The sequence below is a fragment of the Psychrobacter sp. SC65A.3 genome, from assembly GCF_025642195.1.
GTDB lineage: Bacteria > Pseudomonadota > Gammaproteobacteria > Pseudomonadales > Moraxellaceae > Psychrobacter > Psychrobacter cryohalolentis.
Map to the genome: position 1 here is coordinate 2,084,674 of NZ_CP106752.1, position 21,353 is coordinate 2,106,026.

Consider the following 21,353-nt stretch of genomic DNA (forward strand, 5'->3'; position numbering starts at 1 on the left):
AGCCATTGCTCACAGCAAAAAACCCCGCATCATGACGATACAGGGTTTTTGAAAACTTCAAAGCATTTAAGATTTGACCAAAATTAGCTCAACTGAGCAACGTTGATCTTATCAGCTTCTTCAGTATAGTCTTCCATACGGTCGAAGTTCATGTATTGATACACCTCTTCGCCCATACTGTCAAGCATGCCAGCGTACTGCTGATACTCTTCGTTGGTTGGTAATTTACCAAGTACCGCAGCAACAGAAGCCAATTCAGCTGATGCTAGATATACGTTAGCACCTTGACCTAAACGGTTCGGGAAGTTACGGGTAGAAGTCGAAACGGCAGTAGAATTCGGTGCAATACGTGCTTGGTTACCCATACATAATGAACAACCTGGCATCTCTGTACGAGCGCCGGCTTGTGCATAAATATTATAATAACCTTCTTCCATCAACTGACGCGCGTCCATTTTGGTTGGCGGCGCAATCCATAGACGTGTTTGCAAGCTACCTGCTGGGACATCTTTTAGCAATTTGCCGGCAGCGCGGAAATGACCGATGTTAGTCATACATGAACCAATGAATACTTCATCAATGGTGTCACCAGCGACATCAGCCAATGTTTTTGCATCATCTGGATCGTTCGGGCAGCAAAGAATCGGCTCTTTGATTTCAGACATATCGATAACCATATCGATGGTATATTCTGCATCTTCATCAGCACGCATCAGGCTTGGATTAGCCAACCACTCTTGCATACCTTCGATACGACGGCTAATCGTACGTGCATCGCCGTAACCTTCTGAGATCATCCATTTTAATAATGTGATGTTCGACGTTAGATACTCGGCAACTGACTTTTCAGATAGAGTAATCGTACAACCAGCAGCACTACGCTCAGCTGAAGCATCAGACAATTCAAACGCTTGTTCAGCGGTTAAATCTTCTAAACCTTCGATTTCTAAAATACGACCGTTAAACTCGTTGATTTTACCCTTCTTATCAACGGTTAACAGACCTTCTTTAATCGCTTGATAAGGAATTGCATGGACTAAGTCACGTAAGGTGATACCGGCTTGACGCTCACCGATGAAACGGACACGGACAGATTCAGGCATATCAAGTGGCATAACACCAGTCGCAGCAGCAAACGCTACTAGACCAGAACCGGCTGGAAATGAGATACCGATTGGGAAACGCGTATGCGAGTCACCACCAGTACCAACGGTATCCGGAAGTAGCATACGGTTCAGCCACGAGTGAATAATACCATCACCTGGACGTAAGCTCACGCCGCCTCGGTTCATAATAAAGTCAGGTAGTGTATGCTGAGTTTCGATGTCAACTGGCTTTGGATAAGCAGCCGTGTGACAGAATGACTGCATCACTAAGTCTGCTTGGAAACCTAGGCAGGCTAAGTCTTTTAGCTCATCACGGGTCATCGGACCAGTGGTATCTTGACTGCCGACAGTAGTGATTTTTGGTTCACAGTACATACCAGGACGAACGCCTGGCAGGCCACAAGCTTTACCAACCATTTTCTGCGCTAGTGTAAAGCCTTTGCCGGTATCAACTGGCTCTTCTGGCTTAGCAAATACGTCTGAATGACCAAGACCCATATATTCACGAGCACGATTGGTCAGACCACGACCAACGATTAACGGAATACGACCACCCGCACGAACTTCGTCAAGCAAAGTTGGCGAGTTTAGCTTAAAGGTTGACAGTACTTCATCAGAATCATGCTTAGTGATTTTGCCATCATACGGATAGATGTCAAAGACATCGCCCATGTTTAGGTTATCAACGGCTACTTTTTCGATTGGTAATGCGCCAGAATCTTCCATAGTATTAAAGAAGATAGGTGCAATATTATTACCTAGTACTAGACCGCCGCCACGTTTGTTTGGCACGTTAGGGATATCATCACCCATCAACCACAGTACTGAGTTGGTCGCAGATTTACGGCTAGAACCCGTACCTACCACGTCGCCAACATAGGCTAATGGATGACCTTTTTCTTTTAACGCTTCGATCTGTTTCATCGGACCGATAACGCCCTCTTCGTCAGCAGTAATGCCATCGCGAGAGTTTTTATGCATTGCTAATGAATGTAATGGGATATCAGGTCGGCTCCACGCATCTTGTGCAGGAGACAAATCATCGGTATTGGTTTCGCCAGTGATTTTAAATGTCGTGTAAGTCGTCTTTGCTGGTACAGCGTCACGGCTCAAGAACCACTCAGCGTCAGCCCAAGATTGAACGACTTCTTTAGCAATAGTATTGCCCGCTTCTGCTTTTTCGGTCACATCATTGAATGCGTCAAATACTAGCAAGGTTTTTTTCAACGCATCGGCAGCTTCTTGCGCGACTTCCGCATCATCAAGAGCAGCAACTAGCGGTTGAACGTTGTAACCACCTTGCATCGTACCCAAGATTTGAACCGCTTTTTTCTTACTTACTAGTGAAGAGGTCGCTTCACCCTTAAGGATCGCTGCTAAAAATGCCGCTTTAACGTAAGCAGCTTGGTCAACACCGGCAGGAATACGATTTTCGAGCAAGTCCATCAAGAACGCATCTTCGCCCGCTGGTGGATTCTTTAGTAGTTCAACCAACTCTGCTACTTGTTTTTCGTTCAGTGGTAGCGGAACCGTTCCTAGCTCAGCACGTTCTTCGACATGTTTACGATAAGCTTCTAACACAATAGTCGTCCTCGTCAGTTGGGAGTATTAGCACATTACGTGGGTAGTCAGCATGACCGCCTGCGTCTATATACTAGATGGAATAATTATCCGTGCAATCATAGCTTAAAACGCCCTAAATGTTAATGGCTCAGCCTTTAAAAGGCTCATAAAGCGGTCATAAAGGGGGCATATTGAACATTTATTATATAAATAGTGCCATAAATAATATGACTAATGGTGCCTATATCATAAATTCTAAATTTTTCAAACTGAGGGCCTATTTTGTTTTTTAACATTCACAATATATTGGTAGTAAATTGCGGTTGCAACTATCTATTCACTTAAAAAGATATACCGCTACTGTCTTAGTATCTCGTTATTGTTATACGTTGTTATTGTTAAATGGAATCAACTATATCTCGATTAACGGTTAAATAAAACCTACTCGACTGTTATAATGTTTGATAAGAATATACCGATTAAATGCAAAGGATTTAATCATAAAATCAAGGATGACAATGGCTAATAAAGAAAATGAAGATCGCAATACTACTCACAGTATGAGTCACAATGCCAATCAAGGCACCAGTCAAAACGCCAATTATGAAAACGGTCTAAAAGTTCGTACCGAGGTGATGGGTGCAGCACATGTCAAACGCTCACTTGACTCAGCAACGCCATTTACTCAGCCATTACAAGATTGGATTATCGAGCACGCTTGGGGCAGTACATGGCAAGATGACTCGGTACTACCGCGCAAATATCGCTCGCTTATCACGATTGGTTTTTTGATTGCACAAAAAAGCCCAAACGAGCTAAAGGGACATATCCGAGGTGCCATCAATAATGGCGCAAGTGTCGCTGAGATTCGAGAAGTCTTGATGCACAGCCTGCCTTATTGCGGCGCACCTGCCACTCAAGAAGCGTTTCGCGCTGCCATAGACGTACTAAATGACATGAACATTGATATCAATAAATGAAACTATGCTAAATCGCTTATTTATAGTAGCCTTGATAAACTGAATTTCATACGATTGCCTAAAAAACCTTGACCAAATATCTGCTATAATAGCTCTATTCATAAAGCATTCTAATAATTCCATAAACCCTTGTTCTATCAAGGGTTAAGAGAACATTCGATTATGACAAACGCCGTACAAACGCACACGCCTGCTGCCCGCGCAAAACCCAAAAAAGCCATCCAAGGCGAAAAACTCCGTGGCTACGATAAAGTTGCTCGTATCCCAATTAAAATTATCCCGACTGTCGAGGCTAAGAAAAAGCCAGATTGGATTCGGGTAAAACTGTCTTCACCTGCGGAAGTCGCACGTATCAAGTCCACCTTACGTGAACAGAAACTCTATACCGTTTGTGAAGAAGCTGCCTGCCCTAACCTTCCACAGTGCTTTGCCGATGGTACCGCTACCTTTATGATTATGGGTGATATCTGTACACGTCGATGCCCGTTCTGTGATGTCGGACATGGTCGTCCAAATGAGCTTGATAAAGATGAGCCGCGTCATACTGCCGAGACCATCCAAGGTTTAGGTCTTAAATATGCCGTCATTACCTCGGTTGACCGTGATGATTTAAAAGATGGCGGCGCGATGCATTTCGTTGAAGTATTGAATGAATCGCGTGCGCTGAGCCCAAATTGCTTGATCGAGATTTTGGTACCAGATTTCCGTGGTCGTATGGATATCGCATTGGACTTATTGACTGAAACGGCGCCTGATGTTTTTAACCACAATATCGAAACCGTGCCTCGTTTATATAAAGCTTTCCGTCCAGGTTCAGATTATCAGCATTCATTAGACTTGCTAAAGATTTATAAAGAACGTCGACCTGATATTGCGACCAAATGCGGCTTTATGGTTGGACTTGGTGAAACTGAAGAAGAAATCTATAAGCTGCTTGATGATCTAAAGGCGCATAACGTCGATATGATTACCGTTGGTCAGTATTTACAACCCAGTAAAGACCATGCGCCAGTCGATCGCTATGTGCATCCAGATGAGTTCCAGCGTTATATGGACTATGGCAAAAAGATTGGCTTCTTTAATATTTGGGCAGGTCCTATGGTGCGCTCAAGCTATTTTGCTGATCGTCAGTACTATGGTGAAGATTGCCCAGCACCTATCCGTAGCAAAAAAGCATTAGCAGCAGAAGGGAAACTTGGCTGTTAAGTGAGAGTCGTCACTATATCAACGTAACGTGATGAGTCTTAAAATACAAAAAGGTCGAATAGCAGATATCTGCTATTCGACCTTTTCTATGCTTCTAACTTTTCTGTCTCACTTAAAATAGCAGCGCTTCAATGTTAAACACTTAAAGCGGTTGGCGCCTTACTACCTTTTATATTGAATGCCGCAATACCTAGTACTATTACGCCACCTATTGCACCTGTGATCAGCCCAGGATAAATCAGTAGCAATGCGCCTAATGCTAATATTAAGCGCGTAGCGAGATTTATATCACTTTTAAAATAACCCTCTAACGCGGCACTAAGTCCAATCACACCAATGACCGATGTCACAACAGCAATAATAATATCGATGACCGGCGGCAATGGAAATTCTTTCGCCGTAACCGCAAGATCTGTTGGGTCAATCATCAACATTGCAGGATTATAAATAAACATAAAGGGGACGATAAAACCTGCTAACGCTAACTTTAATGACAAATACCCTGTTTTCATCGGATCACCGCCAGAGATACCAGCACCAGCAAAAGCTGCCAGACAGACGGGCGGGGTAATATTTGCAAACACACCAAAATAGAAAACAAACATGTGCGCTGATAAAATAGGAATATCAAATCCTGCTAAAGCAGGCGCTGCCATGGTTGCGGTAATGATATAAGCAGGGATAGAAGGCAATCCCATACCCAAGACCATAGACGCTAGCATGGTCAAAATCAATGTGAGCAATAACGACCCTGCACCCAAGGTGACAATTGAAGAGGTCATTACTGTACCAAAGCTGGTCAAACTAACGACCCCAATGATGATACCTACAACCGCACAAGCTGCCATCACTGCTAATGACTGGCGTGCACCATCTTCTAGAGCGCCTAAAATATCCTTGAAGCCCATGCGGGTTTCTTTGCGTAGCATACTGATGACAACAGTAAAGCCAATGGTATAAGCCGCGGCATAACCTACAGGAACATTTTGTATTAATAAATAAATCAAGAATACAATCGGCAACAACATATGACCGCGTGCTTTTAATACCTCTTTTACCTGCGGCAAACTCTCTTTTGCCATGCCTTTTAAGTCTCGGCGACCGGCACGAAAATGTACCTGTGCGATAACGCCTAGATAATAGAGAATAGCAGGTAATAACGCTGCCAAAGCAATAGTGCTATACGGTAGACCTGTCGTCTCTGCCATAATAAAAGCACTGGCACCCATAATAGGTGGCAATATTTGACCACCGACCGACGCACTTGCCTCTACGGCTCCTGCAAAGTCTTTATGATAACCAACCTTTTTCATCAATGGGATGGTAAACGCGCCCGTACTGACCACGTTCGATAAGGCTGAACCATTGATACTACCCATAAAGCCGCTTGATATGACAGCGACTTTAGCAGGTCCACCTTTTTTATCGCCTGCCAGCGCCAATGCCAAATCATTAAACAGCTGACCCATTCCAGAACGCGCTAAAAATGCCCCAAATAGAATGAATAAGAAGATAAAAGTGACTGAGGCACCAATTGCAACCGAATATAAGCCTTCAGTCTTTAAGAATAATTGACCAAAAATATCGCCCAAATCATAAGGTCTGGTCAGCAGCCTATCCGGCATAAAGTCCAAATGACTGATAAAGGGATATAGCAAAAATATAGAGGCTAATATGGGCAAGATCCAGCCAGTAATACGCCGACTGCCTTCAAGGACGCAGATAACCGTAATAATAGAAAAGATCACATCGACCGAATTTGCCATACCGCCGCGACTGGTGACAATATCTTGATACTCATAAATGAGATACGTCATCCCAGATAAGGAAAAGATAAACCAAATCCAGTCATACCATGCCACTTTCTTACGGCTGCTTTTTTTACTGGCAGGGAAAATCAAAAAAATCAAAGCGAAGCCAACGCCCACATGCACAGAGCGCTGTAGTAACGATGGCATTGGATTAAAAGTAATGTATAAATGAAAAATGGAGTAGAAAATACAGATCGCAGCGATAATATACTTCACTGGACCTTGGGTGATATGACGCGTAATAGATTCTCGATCGTATTTTTCTAATATTGCCTGTGTGACACTAGGATCAACGTCATCGTAATTATCAGTATCTTCAGGCGCATTTGGCTGATTTGCCAACTTAGCATCATCACTGACATGAGGCTTATCGCTACTGTGATCCATCACTTGGGAGTTCATGACAAAAATCCTTATTGAATCTATCGATTGGACTATATGCTTTGGGCATGATAGTTACTTCTGAATAATCTGGTACCAGTTGATGAATAAGAATGCGCTGACCGGCATAATTAATCTCACCTTTTGTCAGTCTTGATACAACCCAGTTGAGATGGGGAAACCTTTGGTTGATTTGATACCCGACATAGCCCTCTTTTTGTATAGGAGCGACATTTTCAGTAGACGGCGTACCAGCACCAAACGCTTGAAAGTAGGTAGTGGTTAATAGTAAGCCCTCTTCTTCACGAAGATAATGCTCCTCCCACCATTGCTTTTCTACCGAGTGAATCCAGCGCAATTGAAAATTGGGCTCAACAAAATAGCAGACTAGGCTGGCACTATTGTTATTGTTACCAGCAACGCCCGCTACTCGTATTTCAATGACTGTTTGGCGGCTAAAAATCGCCCATAGTATAAATAAAACCAGCGCAGCAATAGATGCTACGCCAGCAAACCACCATACTTGCTTATTTAGCTGCTTTCTCATCATAGTATTTTTTGGCACCAGGATGAATAGGAGCAACCATACCGACTTGGGCAGTCTCTAAACTGATATCATTCGCCGCTTGGTGAGCATTTTTTAGACCATCTAAGTTTTCAAACAATGCTTTGGTCAGCTTATAACCATCTTCTTCAGAGATATCAGAACGTACCAATAAAGCATTCATGACGGCTGTGGTTGGGATAGCAGCAGCATTACCATAGGTACCAGCAGGAATCTCAAAAGTCTTAAAGTAAGGCTTGGTCTCAATAATTTTTTTCAGCTTATCTTGATTGATGGTCACCAACTGCAACTTGATACCTTGCTCTAGCTCTAATAATGAAGAGTTTGGTAAGCCACTACTAAAAAACGCCGCTTCAATTTTTCCAGCTTTCATCGCATCTGCAGCATCTGCAAAACCTAGATAATCGACCTTGACATCATCATAGGTAATACCAAAACCTTCTAACAGGGTGCGAGCATTAACCTCTGTACCCGAGCCTTGATCGCCAACCGCAATACGTTTGCCTTTTAAATCTTCAATGTTTTTGATGCCAGATTTCTCTGAAGCAACTAGCTGAATGACGTTGGGATACAGAACAGCAATTTGCTGAATATTGGCGATAGGTGCCTTAAAGTCATTTTTACCTTCGACTGCATCAGTAACGACATCACTGAGCGCCAGCACCATATCTACTTTACCTTGCGTCAACAGATTGACGTTTTCTACTGAAGCACCTGTCGTTTGGGTCTTAGCATTAACGCCAAAAGTCTTTGCATAAATCTCTGCTAAAGACGTCCCAATAATATTGTAAGGACCGGAGGCGCCCCCTGTAGCAATGGTGACAAATTTGGTTTCAAGCTTGTCATTTGATGTGGCAGCGGTATCTGTGGTGGTTTCAGCAGTAGCACTGTCAGTAGCTGCGCTATCAGTAGCCGCTTTGTCTGAACAGGCAACCATTGTCATACTGGCTGCAATCATTGCCGCAAGTAAAGGCAGTTTATAAATGGACTTCATTATTTTCTTCCTTGATAAAATAAAGCAAATGGACTTATAAAAGTATGACTCAGATATAATGGTACTATCCATATCCGTCACACTAGCAACGTGCTACTTTGAATGGCTTTTTACTCACTCTGTTATCATAAGAGCGCCATAAAAAAACAGTCTATCTAATTAAAACATGAGAGACTTTATATTGCTATATTGTTTTTCTCACTAACCCTTATCCTGACTATAAATCGAGATTTATTGAAAGTTAAGCGCTATTATTCACTAAATACCGCTTTCTTGTTTCGCTAAGCGATACTAAGTTTCATATTGTAAGTTATTTAAACAAACTTTAACCGCCTTGTAAACCTTTAAGTCCATAAAGATGAACTACTCCTAGAATATTTATCATCATTTTTTCTACGACATAACTTGGTATAAAAAACAATTGTTAATAGATATTCTGATAGCACGTTTATATTTCCTTTGTCATCAATATTGAGTTCTAGTAAGATGACTTTTTATTTGTGCTGATGTATATCATGCCAATATCACAAGGTATAGATAGTAAAAAGCAGATTATAGGTTTTGGTACATCTGCTCAGCACGATATAAAACTTTAAGAATACCCCCTCATAATACTGATCAATCTGAAAGGAAATTTGATGAAAAAATTATTCGCATCAACAGCATTACTAGCAACATTGGCACTAGCGGGATGTGCCTCAACGGGCGGCAATACCAATGCAGGAACAGCAATGGGTACTGCAAACGAGATCGGTATGAGCGTTTTTAAAGCAGCTATCGACAATCAATGTCGCAGTCAGATCGAACAGCAAAACGCGTGGCGTATTGCCAGTGTCGCTATGACTGAAGCGCAAGAAGAAGCGGTAAAAGGCAGAGTTTGTGGTTGCGTTAGTGAGCAAGCACCGCAACAAGTCAGCATCGTCGAATTGGGTAATGCAGCCATAGACCCACAATATCGTGTGCAATTAGTGGCTAGAGTCGTGGCAAAATCATTGCAGAGCTGTTATTCCACTATCGTTAAATAAATAGTTTATTAATAATATCAGTCATTATAAATAATTAGGCTGGGTTGGCGATTGCTTAACCCAGCCTATTCGTATAGATTATCAACAATAGATCGCGATCCATCATCAACCGCAGAACGCCCTGTTGATATCAATGAACACGCTTTTCAGTGTGAATGGTATTTTACCAATACTTTAAAAATACGTGACGACAGTACTCGTTTTGCCAAAGGCTTGGTCACACAAACCAAGACCAATCATTTAGTTGAAGGCGCACAATCTATTCCTATTACTAAATCATCTGAGTTAGCTGCCAAAGATAAATCAGTTGGTATGAAAAACTAAGCATCAGTAATAACTGTTTCAAGCTGACACCAAAATACAAGGTAAGAAAAAGGGCGCGTCATTTAAATATAACGCACCCTTTTTCTTACCAATTGCCTTTACTTCTTCTAAACCTACAATAGTTCAAATCACCTTATAGCTTACTTGTTGTAATGTGGCTGAGACATTAGAGACGCTGTAGGATGCAATGTCTTGTTCTGGCGAAAGTATTTTGACCGACGCTCAAGTATCTTACTCACCTCTTTAGTCAAATCATGAATAATATCATCATAAACCCCATGATATAGCTCGGTCTCAAACGCAGTAAATGGATGCTTACGTGATGCGGAACTTACTTCTGTCACGCCATCCTTGGTATAAAAAACATCCACTCGACCATCACTATTGAGTACACAATTTAATAATCCGCCTTCTAGCGCCGTCTCTACACGCTCAGGCATAAAAATATAATCGTCTAAATTGATGAGCTTTTTTTCTACTTCTCGTTTAAAAAATGATTTGATATCAAACATGAATATATCTTTAACCTTATAATTATAATTGACGTTAGCACACTTAACTTTAGCTATCGCTCAGCGTTTATCCAGCGACTTAAATTTATCTAGCAACTTGAAAGCTAGCAATCTAAAAGAGTGTGCTTAACTGACCAATCTTATAAGATAAAGTGATGTTTTTTAAGGTGGGATATGTAAAACTGCGTTTGAGGTTGGTTAAGACATATGATTTATCTCACTCATACCCAGTCCTTTTCACGAAATAACTTTAATACTTTGATAAATGCTGCCATCTCATCGGGCGTACCAAGTGTCAAGCGGTTGAAGCCTATAACAGGTGGGAACTCGCGACCAACCTTGATGCCATGGTCTCGCATTCTGTCGATATATGTTTTTAAATCACCTTTTATTTCATGAAAAATAAAGTTGGTCTGTGAAGGTAAATAACGCAGTCCCAGATCGTCTAAGACTGTTTCAATCATCTGACGCGACTGATTGGTATTGCGCAAACTTAGCGCTAAAAACTCTGCATCATTTAACGTCGCAATAGCAGCAACCGCACCTGACAAGTTGGTATTATCCATAGACATAAATGCTTCGACAGTCTCAATAGCTTGCGGGTTAGAAATCGCGTAGCCCACTCGCATACCAGCTAAAGCACATAACTTTGAGAAAGTATGGATAACAATAAGCTTGTCTGATAACCCTTGTTTTACCCATTCAATCCCACTCTCAAAACTTGGGTCTGACACGTATTCCAAGTACGCTTGATCTAATAAAAAGTAATGGTTGTCTGGCGCCTTACTTATCCAGGCTTTAAGCCTTGAAGTTGATGTAATGATGCCAGTTGGGTTGTTTGGATTACAAATATAAAGTAGGCTGATGCCATCAAAATCGTCAGCTGCTTTTTGTAGTTCGTCAAAATCATAATCATAGTTTTCAGCGGTTAACGGTATCTTGACCACAGGCACGCCAATGGCATTTGCATACATCTCTGCACAATCAAAAGTGGGAACAGGGATTACCATTTGAAACTGCCTGCCCTCTTTTAGAGCTTTATATTGCAGCATTTGTAAGGTAGCTCGAATATTTTCAGTTGAGCCATTGCCTAATGAGATTTGGTTTTCTGCCACGCCATGGATGGTGGCAATTTTGCTAATGAGTGCCGCACGTGGATTATCTGGATAACGGAAGCCTGCACCTAAAGAGTCTGTAATGGCTTGTTTGGCAGAAGCTGACATGCCTAGTGAGTTTTCATTCGCATTTAATTCTAAGCATTTATTATTTTGCATGATGTATTATGTGCCTCAACGTCCGTTGTTATAAGTTCATATTGCTCATTGATATCATATTAGTTGGCATTTGGTATAAACACAAGTTTTGTCATTACCAATTATTGGTTATTAATAACCTCGGGCAAAAGCGAGGTTATTTTGGTTATAAGAAGACCATAAAAAAGGTGAGCTGCGCCGTTGTCAACTCACCTTTTTATTACTATTTTGAAATTATAGTTTTACTCTTTACAATAAATGCGCCTTTAACTCTAGTACCTTATCACGCGTTTTTGCTGCATCTTCAAACTTCAAGTCACGCGACATCTGCTTCATAAGCTTTTCAAGACGGTTGATTTCTTTCGCGAGCAAATCAGGACTGCGTAAGATACTGATATCGACATCAGGCAGATTGCTCTTAATTGGAATCATCTGATTATCATTGGCATCATGGTCATCACCTGTATCGATTTTATCCGTGATACTACGGCGTGCGCCTGTTGGTGTGATGTTATGCTCAAGGTTAAATGCCACTTGCTTTTCGCGGCGACGATCGGTCTCATCAATCGCTTTTTGCATACTGTTGGTAATACGGTCAGCATAGAGAATGGCTTTACCATTAATATGACGCGCCGCCCGACCAATGGTCTGAATCAGAGCACGTTCAGAGCGCAAAAAGCCCTCTTTGTCCGCATCAAATATCGCGACCAATGACACCTCTGGCATATCTAACCCTTCACGCAATAGATTAATGCCGACCAGCACATCATGCACGCCCGTACGCAGCTCATGGATAATCTGCATACGCTCAAGGGTATCGATATCCGAGTGTAGGTAAGCAACTTTGACATCATATTCTTTGAGATAGCTGGTCAAATCCTCTGACATACGCTTGGTCAAGGTTGTGATTAACACGCGCTCGTCTTTTTCTCGGCGCTTGGTAATCTCAGACAGCACATCATCGACTTGCGTCAATACAGGACGAATCTCAATCTCAGGGTCAATCAAACCCGTTGGACGTACGACTTGCTCGACCACTTGCTCACTATGTTCCAGTTCATACAATGCAGGCGTGGCGCTAACATAAATGGTCTTTGGTTTAATACGCTCCCATTCTTCAAACTTCATCGGACGGTTATTCATGGCACTTGGTAGACGAAAGCCATAATTGACGAGGTTCTCTTTACGTGATCTATCACCTTTATACATTGCACCAATCTGCGACACTGTCACGTGCGACTCATCAAGAAATAATAACGCATCCTCTGGAATGTAATCAAACAAAGTCGGTGGTGCTTCCCCTGATGGACGACCAGAGAGATGCTGCGAGTAGTTTTCGATACCGTTACAGTAGCCGAGCTGTTGAATCATCTCAAGATCATACTGAGTACGCTCTTTAAGACGCTGTGCCTCAATCAGCTTGTTATTTTCACGGAAATACTCTAGCCGAGGCTCAAGCTCAGCGCGGATGGTATGACTAGCAGCCTCCAATTTATTGCGCGGCGTCACATAATGTGATTTTGGATAAATAGTAATACGCGGCACTGTACGCACGGTCTTCCCTGTTAAAGGATCAAACCACGTGATTTTTTCCACTTCATTATCAAACAAGTGCACACGCACCGCTAGCTGCTCAGACTCAGCAGGATAAATATCTAATAGCTCACCGCGAAGACGATAAGTACCACGCCCAAAGTCCAGTTCGTTACGCGTATATTGCATTTCAACAAGACGTTTAATGGTAGCAGTGCGATCGATTTTGTCACCAACGACGACGTGTAGCAGCATTTTTAGATAACTTTCTGGATCACCTAGACCATAGATACAGGATACTGAGGCGACGATAATTGCATCACGACGCTCAAGTAGTGCACGCGTCGCTGATAGGCGCATTTGATCAATATGATCATTAATGGCGCTGTCTTTTTCGATAAAGGTATCGCTCGCTGCGACATAGGCTTCCGGCTGATAGTAGTCGTAATAACTAACGAAGTATTCAACCGCGTTATTGGGGAAAAACGACTTAAACTCACCATATAACTGGGCGGCAAGCGTCTTATTATGCGCCATGATAATAGTTGGACGTTGCGTCTCAGAGATGACCTTTGCCATGGTATAGGTCTTACCAGAACCCGTCACACCCAGTAATAGCTGCTCATCCATGCCAGCATTAATACCATTAACCAGTTTCTTTATCGCTTGCGGCTGATCGCCTGCTGGCTCAAACTCGGTGACCATCTCAAAGGCGCGACTTGATATTTGCGTACCAGACGCGTTGACACCACTAATTTCAGCTTCGCCTTGCAGCTGAGTGGCCAATTGGTTTAGCTGACGCGACGAGCGCGGTTCAGGCATTCGCATAATGGTTATTTTCCTGATATTTATAAAAAGTTATAAGAGGTTAGGTTTATAACAATATGGGGTTAAACCTTTATTTTTAAAGGTCATTTATTGCGCAAAACGCCCACAAATGGATGCACAAACACTCAATAAAAAGCATAGAAACTCAGGTATAGTTCAATGACCATTAATCAAGGAACGAGTTATGAAAGGTCACTGTCTGTGCGGTAACGTCACCATAGAATTAGAAGATATCAATACCTTTGAGGCGTGCCATTGTACGATGTGTCGTCGTTGGGGCAGCGGACCACTAATGGCGATACATAGCCACTCAAAACCTGATATTAAAGGTGAAGAATCAATGACTATTTACCCCTCTTCAGCATGGGCGGAGCGTGCGTTTTGCCATAAATGCGGCACCAATCTCTATTATCATCAGCTTAGCTCTGAAACTTATGTCCTGTCACTAGGACTATTTCAAGAGAATCCAAACCTTACTTTTGAGAGCCAGATTTTCATTGATAGAAAACCCGATTATTATGAATTTGCTAATGACACAGTCAACTTAACTCAGCAACAGCTGTTTGATAAATTCGCAGAGAAAGGCATTAGACCAAAGGACTAAATATTTATAAGGCTTAAAATGCGTATGACTATTCTTAACTTAACGTCAATTAAATCAAATTTTAATACGATTGAATATGCTGGCGTGTGCACGGATTGTTATCAAAGCGTCTATTTTAGCGGTTAAATTTACAAAGGTTTTCATGATTAACAAACTCATTACACGACCCTTGTATAAAGCCTAAATGTTGGGGTTCCATCTATTATTTAAGCTGTTATTATCGATAATGAATTTATAAGCAGTCAGCAACACCTTAATAAATAAAAATTTAAAGAGCTGTTGATAATTAGAAACTTAGATTTATTAAAATAGAATAATGGAGCAGAATATGAGAGAACGTTACGCAAGTGGAATAGATGACGCAACTGCAAAAAAAATGATCGATCTGTTGAATGCGAATTTAGCAAATCTGATTGATTTGAGTATGGATAGCAAGCAATGTCATTGGAATCTTCAAGGTACTGGTTTCATTGGTGTACATCAGTTATTGGATGACACTTATGGGCGCTTAACAGAAGCTTATGATACAGTCGCTGAGCGCATTGTTATCCTTGGTGGTAAAGCCAATGGTATCTCTAAACGTGTCGTTGAGGACTCTATCTTAGAGACTTACCCGACTGATATCACTGACGTTGACCAGCATGTTCGTGAGTTGACCAATCGCTATAAGACCATTGCTGCATCTTTGCGTGAAGGGATTGATGCCGCTGGCGATGCTGGTGATGAAGATACCGCTGACTTATTGACTGAAGTGAGTCGTACTGTTGATAAAGATGCTTGGTTTATCGGTGCAAACGCCCCGAAAAAAGATACGTCTAAAAAATAAGCACGTCTCAATATAAGATTAACTTATTTGCTAAATAGAAAAAGGTCACCTCAATGGTGACCTTTTTTATGTTTGACGATTTTGACTAGAATCATTAAACATCAATACCGATGAATCGTATATTACTGGTATTAATTTTTCTTGCTTGCTGTGCCTACGCAGACAGAGGCTGCAAAAAATTTATACCAGCACTACCATAGATATTGTAGGGACTTTAACTATATTTCTAACACACACTTTAAAAAACACCTTTCACAATTTGCTTCATCTGCGGTAACAGCTCACTTAATTGGTTTTCAGTCTCTGAGGTATCTTGCGGTAAAGATTGCTTTAAAAAAGCGGCAGTAATTTGTGGCTGTTTTGCTAAGATATTTTGACCGACAGCAGTGTCGTAAAATTTGATTTGGGCATCCACTTCCGCTTGCGTATAGTAAGTTTTTGCTGCACTGATATAAGCTTGCGTTAAGGTTTGAATATCTGCCGTATTGCCCATCCCATTGGTCATAATTTTGGCATATTGCCCTAACACGCTTTGGATCTGATTTTGTAGCTCACGTTGACGTTTATTCAACGGTTCATCAGTCACCTGTTGATTCTGAGTTTGCGTATTGATTGCATTGATAGCCGCTTGCTTGCCATCGACGATAGATTGGATTTGCTCATCAATATGCATGACTTGCATCAGTTTAATAATAGAGATATCGGTAGGTAACGGGCGGTTGACACTCTGTGGATCATCGATCTTACGGACGTTATAGGGTGCTGATGTGACCGTTTTTGATTGTTGAATTCGATTGGCATCACTGTGTACGATTAATTCTGCATTGGCTTGTACAGCAGTAGCTGACATTAAAGTCACTACTACTAATGCCAGCAACGGTGATACTATCTGTGTATGGCGATTAGGATGTTTTGTTAACGGTTTTAAAGGACTTTTCATATTATGTTCTCATTCTTATTATAGATTATGAATGTTCATTATCAGGTAAGCGTAAGATTTCAGCGTTAGGGACAGATAAAGTTAAGATAGCTTCTTGAAACAATGACTGACTGCGAAACTGATTTTCTATACTTTCAAATTTGTGCGCAATCTCATGTTCATGTTGATTTCCAGCAATATCGACCGCCGCGACCATAAATATTTTTTTGGGACCTACCCACTCCAAATGCAAGTAAGAAACACTATCAATATCTGGATGCTTGATAAGCTCTGATAAAATATAATCGTGCATTTTTTCTGAGACTCTATAGCCAACCAAAAAATCACGATTACGACTGATTAAAAAGACTGCCACTACGGCCAGCAATATACCGACAATGATAGACCCAAGCGCATCCCAAAATGGTTCGCCAGTATAGGCATGCATTGCCATAGCAGCTGCCGCCACAACCAAACCTACTACTGCCGCCAAATCTTCAAAGAACACACCGCGCAAGGTGGGATTAGAGGTGTCCATCACATAGCCGATGGCACTGACATTAATCGCTTCGCCATGTTTTTTACTTTGCAAATAAGCTTGTGTTAAAGAAAATCCTTCAAGCACAAAGGCGACTGCCAAGATAATAAAACCGATGGTATAGTTGGTTTCAGTTTCAGCTGCATTCCACTCAGTAATGCCAGTATAAATAGACACTACTGAACCTGCCATAAAGACGCCAAACGCGGCAATCATTGACCATACATACGACTCTTTACCGTAGCCGAGTGGATGGCTTTTGTCAGCAGGTTTGACCGACTTTTTCTCTGCAACGATCAATAAGGTGCCATTGCCCGCGTCTGCCCAAGAATGCGCTGATTCCGCTATCATGGAAGCGGAACCCGTCATAAACGCTGCTACTGTTTTAGCAATTGCAATAATAAGATTGGCACCAACTGCAATCAAAACCGTTATTAATGAGCTCGATTTTTTGTCATCATGGCTTGGCACAGATTTAGAGTGGTCAGAATTGGTGCTATCTGAAGCATTAAAAGGATTTCGAGCGCGAGAGCGACCAATGCCGTGCGTATCAGCGCGCGACATTGGCTCATCTTTTGGGTTGGATTCTGGCGGTTTTAAACTCATCTGAGTCTCAATAAATGGATGGTTTAAGGTATAAAACCAGACTAGTTATATATAAACACTAGCTGATCTATTAGTTACTTTAGATTCCATTTACTGTAGTCAAAAAATCTGTTCTTATCAGTAATTTTTTGGTGAGAGTATGTTTATTGTCTGCATTAATGAGCAGATTATACGCTTGCTACTTTATTAGTCAATTTACTGATGTCACAGCTGATACGTTGCGAGCCTTCCATACGCAGCTTTCTGCGCTCTAAGCCTGCGTCAAATCGACATTGTTGCAAGGCATCTTTAATCTCAAGCTCAGGGATTAGCGTGGGCTTACGATTTTCATCAATCGCCACCATGGTAAAGTAGCAGCTGTTGGTATGGCGAACGGTACGTGCACGTACATCTTCTGCCTCTACTCGAATGCCGACTTCCATTGAAGTCTTACCAACGTAATTGACACTAGCTGCAAACGTTACCAACTCTCCAACATGAATAGGCTCACGGAACATCACTTGATCGACTGACAGTGTCACCACATAACTACCGCTATAGCGACTGGCACAGGCATAAGCGACTTGGTCCAGCATCTTGAGCAAATCCCCACCATGAACGTTACCAATAAAATTGGCCATATCTGGCGTCATAAGCACTGACATATACAGCTCATGGTTTAATGGGACTGTTTTGGCGGTAGAGCTGGTGTTATATTGCGTCATAATGTTCCTTAACGGGGGTAGAATCTATTTAAAGTGTTATTTATACAGTAGCAATTCCGACAGCGCAAATATAGTCGATTTAACTTAACTACTAGATTAGCTTAACCAATGAAAACGATAAGCAAGCCAAGCCACGATAGCACTCACTGAACCTGTTAAAATACCACCCCAAGCAAAATCAACCAAAGCGGTGTCCAGAGTAAAACCTTTATATAACGCTAAGCTGGTAAAATCATAAGTACCGTAAGCCATCAGTCCTATCAAAGCGCCCAATAAGAAGATATGGTGAATCGGCGCATTTGATCTGATTTGTGGGTATAAAATAATAATACACAGCGCCAATAGGTAAAACAGATAAAACACCCCAGCAGCAGTCATATTTGGCTGTTCGGCAAGTAAGTGTCCGATACGCTTTTCATAAAACAGACCGGTCATGGTCTTCAGCCAAACCGCATCAATGCCCAAAAATATGACAAGAGAAGCAAGATAGATATAAATATAACCCATAGTAAGATCCTTTTATAATAGGGACTAAAATGCAGCCTATGAATGCCATGCATCAATGTTGTTTGGCTTAACGGCGGTGACTTGCACGACTCCAATCGTACGTTCCAAAAACCCCCCTTCGCAGTAGCAGAAATAAAACTCCCATAAGCGAATAAACGCTTCATCATAACCGAGTGCTTTTATCTCCTCACGTTGTGCCATAAACGCAGTACGCCAATCCCGTAGCGTGTACGCATAATCAAAGCCATAATCATGCAATTGCTTGATGACCATATCGGTCTGCTCAGTAAACTGCGTCGTCAATTCTTGATTAGATAGTAAGCAACCACCAGGGAAAATGTGCGTCTGAATAAAATCGACCGACTTTATATAGTCTTGATAGTTTTGATCATTAAAGGTAATGGCTTGTAATACCATCAAACCCGTTGGCTTCAGCAGGCTATTACATTTCGCAAAAAACGTCGGTAAATACTCATGTCCAACCGCTTCAATCATCTCAATACTGACCAATTTATCATACTGTCCTGTCAGTTCGCGATAGTCTTGCTTCAGTAAAGTAATTTTATCCGACAGTCCAGCCGCTTCGACACGGCGCTGCGCCTCTTCATATTGCGCATCCGAGATAGTGGTCGTCGTTATATGACAACCATAATGCGTTGCTGCATAAATAGCAAAACCGCCCCACCCAGTCCCAATTTCTATCACAGTATCTTCAGGTTTTAGTTGTAAACGCTCACAAATCAAAGCGAGTTTATGCTGCTGCGCCTCAGCCAATGTCGTATCTACTTTTTTATAGACTGCTGATGAGTACATCATCGTATCGTCTAAAAAACGCTGGTACATGTCATTACCTAAGTCGTAATGTGCCAAAATATTAGACTTTGAACCCGACTTATCATTACTGCGTAATTTATGATTGGCTCGCTCAAAGGTTTTACTAATAACCGCAAAACGATTTTCTAACTGATTAAGTACCGCCAAATTACGCGCTGCCAGTCGAATCAAACCCGTTAAATCATCCGTATCCCATTCGCCATTGATATAGCTGTCCGCTAGCGCAATAGAACCACCAAATAATAACTGACGATAGACGCTGCTATCATGAATGGTCAGCGTCACATCCAATGTATGACGACCGATAGCTGAGCTACTTATGTTGCTAGAAGCAGCTGTGCCAAAACAATGCGGCTTAGCATCCTGCCCAACAAACTCCTCAATGATAGTAATACTACCAAATTGAATGTGCTTCAAAGCTCGGAATATGGCTTTTCGCGCCAGATAATTCACGCTATTACTAACTGGCTGCAAAATAGCACTATCGTTAACCGTTTGATTGATGTGAGCAGTGATTTTTCCTAATGTTGATACGGGTGCCTTGCTTGCTAGTCTTGCTGACATCATTTATCCATCCTTGTATAATTATTCGATAGTAAAAGCTCTGCGTTAAATTCTTGAGTCTTTGAACCTTTAAAGTTTTGAAGTTTTGGCATAATAGTTACTGTCACTGCTCATGATTATTATTGCCATTCTGCTGCTTGCTATCGGCTAATGTTTCATCGTAATTAATATAGGGTACTTTTTTGATAGCATAGAGTTTAAAAGCCTGCCCATAAATACGCATTAAAGACGTTATATTCATCAGTGGATTTTTGCGCAAGCTCTCATAAATCGTCGATGCCGTCATTGGTACGCCAGACATTTTAATACCTGTTTTTAGTACTTCACCGCGCTTATCGCTGATATTGATAGCGATACGAACGTCTAAGCATTGATTAGACTGCTCTTCTATCTCACCTTTCATTTCATTAATGACAGTATTTTTTATTGCCCTTTTAATCGTTACTTGCCACTGATACTGCTGGTCAATAGGATTAAAAGGTGAGACATGGAAATCTTTATCGTGACACAACTCAGTGTTTGCGCCATCTAATAAAAACCCATAGTAATGGTGTTTATCCCATGGCGTATTAGATACTTCTGCCAACAGATGGCTGGGTTTTTGCTCTTTATCAAAACCCAAATAAAAATTTACTGGGCTAAAATATATCCCTGCATTACGGCAAACGACCATCCCAATCATATCCCCTGTTGGTGCACTACCCGTCCGTTCTGTAAATGCTTGAATTAAACGTTGTTCTAGTGATTGAACATCTGATAAATACCCTCCTTTATCGTCAGCAACTTTGCTTTTATCTAGGCTATTTCTATCTTGTGTGCTCAATCCTTGTAAGTAATCCTCAGGATTAAACTGTTGTAAGGCTTTTTTTGTTCCAGAGAAGAGTAATTGCTTATTAAATGGCAACTTTTTTAGGATTTTATTACCGCTAAATGAACTGATATCCACTTCTGGCAATGTTTTCCCTGCTGCTAATGCAGTAATGTTGACACCCCAATAACGATAAGGATAGGCAAATTTATGCACACTCGGTAGCAACCGGCTGTGCCAAGTTATTCCGTGAAATATTTGGTGTGGCAAGCGCTTAGTATCATCTGCCAAGGTAGGCTCTACGCTTATACTGTTAGGCTGTTCTGCTTCTACCATACTTAATAACCTTAATTGGTCATGCT

Annotated in this window: 19 protein-coding genes; 6 read left to right on the top strand and 13 right to left on the bottom strand. The window is 41.6% G+C overall.

All coding sequences use genetic code 11. The features are described from left to right. Positions 1-83 precede the first annotated feature (83 nt). Positions 84-2,687: a bifunctional aconitate hydratase 2/2-methylisocitrate dehydratase gene (gene acnB, locus OEG80_RS08750; RefSeq protein ID WP_149410045.1), complete on the bottom strand. Its 2,604-nt coding sequence runs from the start codon at positions 2,685-2,687 to the stop codon at positions 84-86. Positions 2,688-3,229: 542 nt separating this feature from the next. Between acnB and OEG80_RS08755 the strand changes: the two genes are divergently transcribed. Next, positions 3,230-3,649 carry a carboxymuconolactone decarboxylase family protein gene (locus OEG80_RS08755; RefSeq protein WP_149410055.1) on the top strand — a complete coding sequence of 140 codons (420 nt, stop codon included), beginning with the start codon at positions 3,230-3,232 and terminating at the stop codon, positions 3,647-3,649. A 162-nt stretch (positions 3,650-3,811) separates the two neighbouring features. Then, the gene (gene lipA / locus OEG80_RS08760; protein ID WP_011513094.1) at positions 3,812-4,855 is read left to right on the top strand and encodes a lipoyl synthase; all 1,044 of its coding nucleotides are present in this window, start codon (positions 3,812-3,814) and stop codon (positions 4,853-4,855) included. A gap of 134 nt (positions 4,856-4,989) precedes the next feature. Here the strand turns inward: lipA and OEG80_RS08765 are convergent, their stop codons facing one another. Genes OEG80_RS08765 through OEG80_RS08775 form a run of 3 tightly spaced genes read right to left on the bottom strand, consistent with a single transcriptional unit; the run spans position 4,990 to position 8,606 of the window. After that, a complete protein-coding gene (locus OEG80_RS08765; RefSeq protein WP_223145240.1) occupies positions 4,990-7,068 on the bottom strand; it encodes a TRAP transporter permease in 2,079 nt (692 codons plus the stop codon). Then, positions 7,040-7,597: a DUF1850 domain-containing protein gene (locus OEG80_RS08770; protein WP_149410044.1), complete on the bottom strand. Its 558-nt coding sequence runs from the start codon at positions 7,595-7,597 to the stop codon at positions 7,040-7,042. The genes OEG80_RS08765 and OEG80_RS08770 overlap by 29 nt, the downstream gene beginning before the upstream one ends. After that, the gene (locus tag OEG80_RS08775) at positions 7,575-8,606 is read right to left on the bottom strand and encodes a TAXI family TRAP transporter solute-binding subunit (RefSeq protein ID WP_149410043.1); all 1,032 of its coding nucleotides are present in this window, start codon (positions 8,604-8,606) and stop codon (positions 7,575-7,577) included. Before OEG80_RS08775 ends, OEG80_RS08770 begins: the two co-directional genes overlap by 23 nt. Positions 8,607-9,244: 638 nt before the next feature. Between OEG80_RS08775 and OEG80_RS08780 the strand changes: the two genes are divergently transcribed. Both OEG80_RS08780 and OEG80_RS08785 read left to right on the top strand, forming a co-directional pair. Then, complete coding sequence (locus OEG80_RS08780) at positions 9,245-9,631, top strand: hypothetical protein (RefSeq protein ID WP_149410042.1); 387 nt, start codon at positions 9,245-9,247, stop codon at positions 9,629-9,631. 51 nt (positions 9,632-9,682) lie between these two features. Continuing rightward, positions 9,683-9,955 carry a hypothetical protein gene (locus OEG80_RS08785; RefSeq protein WP_149410041.1) on the top strand — a complete coding sequence of 91 codons (273 nt, stop codon included), beginning with the start codon at positions 9,683-9,685 and terminating at the stop codon, positions 9,953-9,955. A gap of 140 nt (positions 9,956-10,095) precedes the next feature. On the opposite strand, the gene OEG80_RS08790 is transcribed toward OEG80_RS08785, so the two are convergent. The 3 genes from OEG80_RS08790 to uvrB all read right to left on the bottom strand — a co-directional run bounded on the left by OEG80_RS08790 (position 10,096) and on the right by uvrB (position 14,081). Next, positions 10,096-10,467, bottom strand: coding sequence for a hypothetical protein (locus OEG80_RS08790; RefSeq protein WP_149410040.1), 372 nt, complete (start codon positions 10,465-10,467; stop codon positions 10,096-10,098). Between the two features lie 221 nt (positions 10,468-10,688). Next, complete coding sequence (locus OEG80_RS08795; protein WP_149410039.1) at positions 10,689-11,741, bottom strand: pyridoxal phosphate-dependent aminotransferase; 1,053 nt, start codon at positions 11,739-11,741, stop codon at positions 10,689-10,691. 228 nt (positions 11,742-11,969) lie between these two features. Then, positions 11,970-14,081 (bottom strand): excinuclease ABC subunit UvrB, encoded by a 2,112-nt coding sequence (gene uvrB, locus OEG80_RS08800; protein ID WP_020443038.1) that lies wholly within the window; start codon positions 14,079-14,081, stop codon positions 11,970-11,972. A gap of 184 nt (positions 14,082-14,265) precedes the next feature. On the opposite strand from uvrB, the gene OEG80_RS08805 reads away from it, so the two are divergent. Together OEG80_RS08805 and dps are read left to right on the top strand one after the other, a co-directional pair. After that, positions 14,266-14,685, top strand: a complete 420-nt coding sequence (locus OEG80_RS08805; RefSeq protein ID WP_149410038.1) for a GFA family protein — start codon at positions 14,266-14,268, stop codon at positions 14,683-14,685. 328 nt (positions 14,686-15,013) lie between these two features. Beyond that, positions 15,014-15,511 carry a DNA starvation/stationary phase protection protein Dps gene (gene dps / locus OEG80_RS08810; protein WP_133105181.1) on the top strand — a complete coding sequence of 166 codons (498 nt, stop codon included), beginning with the start codon at positions 15,014-15,016 and terminating at the stop codon, positions 15,509-15,511. A gap of 238 nt (positions 15,512-15,749) precedes the next feature. Here dps and OEG80_RS08815 read toward each other — a convergent pair whose 3' ends face one another. The 6 genes from OEG80_RS08815 to OEG80_RS08840 all read right to left on the bottom strand — a co-directional run bounded on the left by OEG80_RS08815 (position 15,750) and on the right by OEG80_RS08840 (position 21,327). Beyond that, positions 15,750-16,451 carry a DUF2059 domain-containing protein gene (locus tag OEG80_RS08815; RefSeq protein ID WP_263240400.1) on the bottom strand — a complete coding sequence of 234 codons (702 nt, stop codon included), beginning with the start codon at positions 16,449-16,451 and terminating at the stop codon, positions 15,750-15,752. Positions 16,452-16,476: 25 nt separating this feature from the next. Next, the gene (locus OEG80_RS08820; RefSeq protein ID WP_263240402.1) at positions 16,477-17,574 is read right to left on the bottom strand and encodes a cation diffusion facilitator family transporter; all 1,098 of its coding nucleotides are present in this window, start codon (positions 17,572-17,574) and stop codon (positions 16,477-16,479) included. Positions 17,575-17,741: 167 nt separating this feature from the next. Then, positions 17,742-18,278, bottom strand: a complete 537-nt coding sequence (locus OEG80_RS08825; protein WP_149410035.1) for an acyl-CoA thioesterase — start codon at positions 18,276-18,278, stop codon at positions 17,742-17,744. Between the two features lie 96 nt (positions 18,279-18,374). Further along, positions 18,375-18,785, bottom strand: a complete 411-nt coding sequence (locus tag OEG80_RS08830) for a DUF2177 family protein (protein WP_011513081.1) — start codon at positions 18,783-18,785, stop codon at positions 18,375-18,377. Between the two features lie 36 nt (positions 18,786-18,821). Continuing rightward, the gene (locus tag OEG80_RS08835) at positions 18,822-20,186 is read right to left on the bottom strand and encodes an SAM-dependent methyltransferase (RefSeq protein ID WP_149410034.1); all 1,365 of its coding nucleotides are present in this window, start codon (positions 20,184-20,186) and stop codon (positions 18,822-18,824) included. 100 nt (positions 20,187-20,286) lie between these two features. After that, positions 20,287-21,327, bottom strand: coding sequence for a DUF1365 domain-containing protein (locus OEG80_RS08840; RefSeq protein WP_263240404.1), 1,041 nt, complete (start codon positions 21,325-21,327; stop codon positions 20,287-20,289). Positions 21,328-21,353: the final 26 nt, after the last annotated feature.

What these genes read in the sequence shown, in the direction of transcription:
- OEG80_RS08830 (WP_011513081.1), bottom strand. Translation starts at nt 18,785, where the DNA reads ATGGGTTATATTTATATCTATCTTGCTTCTCTTGTCATATTTTTGGGC.
- uvrB (WP_020443038.1), bottom strand. Translation starts at nt 14,081, where the DNA reads ATGCGAATGCCTGAACCGCGCTCGTCGCGTCAGCTAAACCAATTGGCC.
- dps (WP_133105181.1), top strand. Translation starts at nt 15,014, where the DNA reads ATGAGAGAACGTTACGCAAGTGGAATAGATGACGCAACTGCAAAAAAA.
- OEG80_RS08770 (WP_149410044.1), bottom strand. Translation starts at nt 7,597, where the DNA reads ATGATGAGAAAGCAGCTAAATAAGCAAGTATGGTGGTTTGCTGGCGTA.
- OEG80_RS08840 (WP_263240404.1), bottom strand. Translation starts at nt 21,327, where the DNA reads ATGGTAGAAGCAGAACAGCCTAACAGTATAAGCGTAGAGCCTACCTTG.
- OEG80_RS08805 (WP_149410038.1), top strand. Translation starts at nt 14,266, where the DNA reads ATGAAAGGTCACTGTCTGTGCGGTAACGTCACCATAGAATTAGAAGAT.
- OEG80_RS08790 (WP_149410040.1), bottom strand. Translation starts at nt 10,467, where the DNA reads ATGTTTGATATCAAATCATTTTTTAAACGAGAAGTAGAAAAAAAGCTC.
- OEG80_RS08825 (WP_149410035.1), bottom strand. Translation starts at nt 18,278, where the DNA reads ATGACGCAATATAACACCAGCTCTACCGCCAAAACAGTCCCATTAAAC.
- OEG80_RS08765 (WP_223145240.1), bottom strand. Translation starts at nt 7,068, where the DNA reads ATGAACTCCCAAGTGATGGATCACAGTAGCGATAAGCCTCATGTCAGT.
- OEG80_RS08820 (WP_263240402.1), bottom strand. Translation starts at nt 17,574, where the DNA reads ATGAGTTTAAAACCGCCAGAATCCAACCCAAAAGATGAGCCAATGTCG.
- OEG80_RS08795 (WP_149410039.1), bottom strand. Translation starts at nt 11,741, where the DNA reads ATGCAAAATAATAAATGCTTAGAATTAAATGCGAATGAAAACTCACTA.
- OEG80_RS08835 (WP_149410034.1), bottom strand. Translation starts at nt 20,186, where the DNA reads ATGATGTCAGCAAGACTAGCAAGCAAGGCACCCGTATCAACATTAGGA.
- OEG80_RS08755 (WP_149410055.1), top strand. Translation starts at nt 3,230, where the DNA reads ATGAGTCACAATGCCAATCAAGGCACCAGTCAAAACGCCAATTATGAA.
- OEG80_RS08780 (WP_149410042.1), top strand. Translation starts at nt 9,245, where the DNA reads ATGAAAAAATTATTCGCATCAACAGCATTACTAGCAACATTGGCACTA.
- OEG80_RS08775 (WP_149410043.1), bottom strand. Translation starts at nt 8,606, where the DNA reads ATGAAGTCCATTTATAAACTGCCTTTACTTGCGGCAATGATTGCAGCC.
- lipA (WP_011513094.1), top strand. Translation starts at nt 3,812, where the DNA reads ATGACAAACGCCGTACAAACGCACACGCCTGCTGCCCGCGCAAAACCC.
- OEG80_RS08815 (WP_263240400.1), bottom strand. Translation starts at nt 16,451, where the DNA reads ATGAAAAGTCCTTTAAAACCGTTAACAAAACATCCTAATCGCCATACA.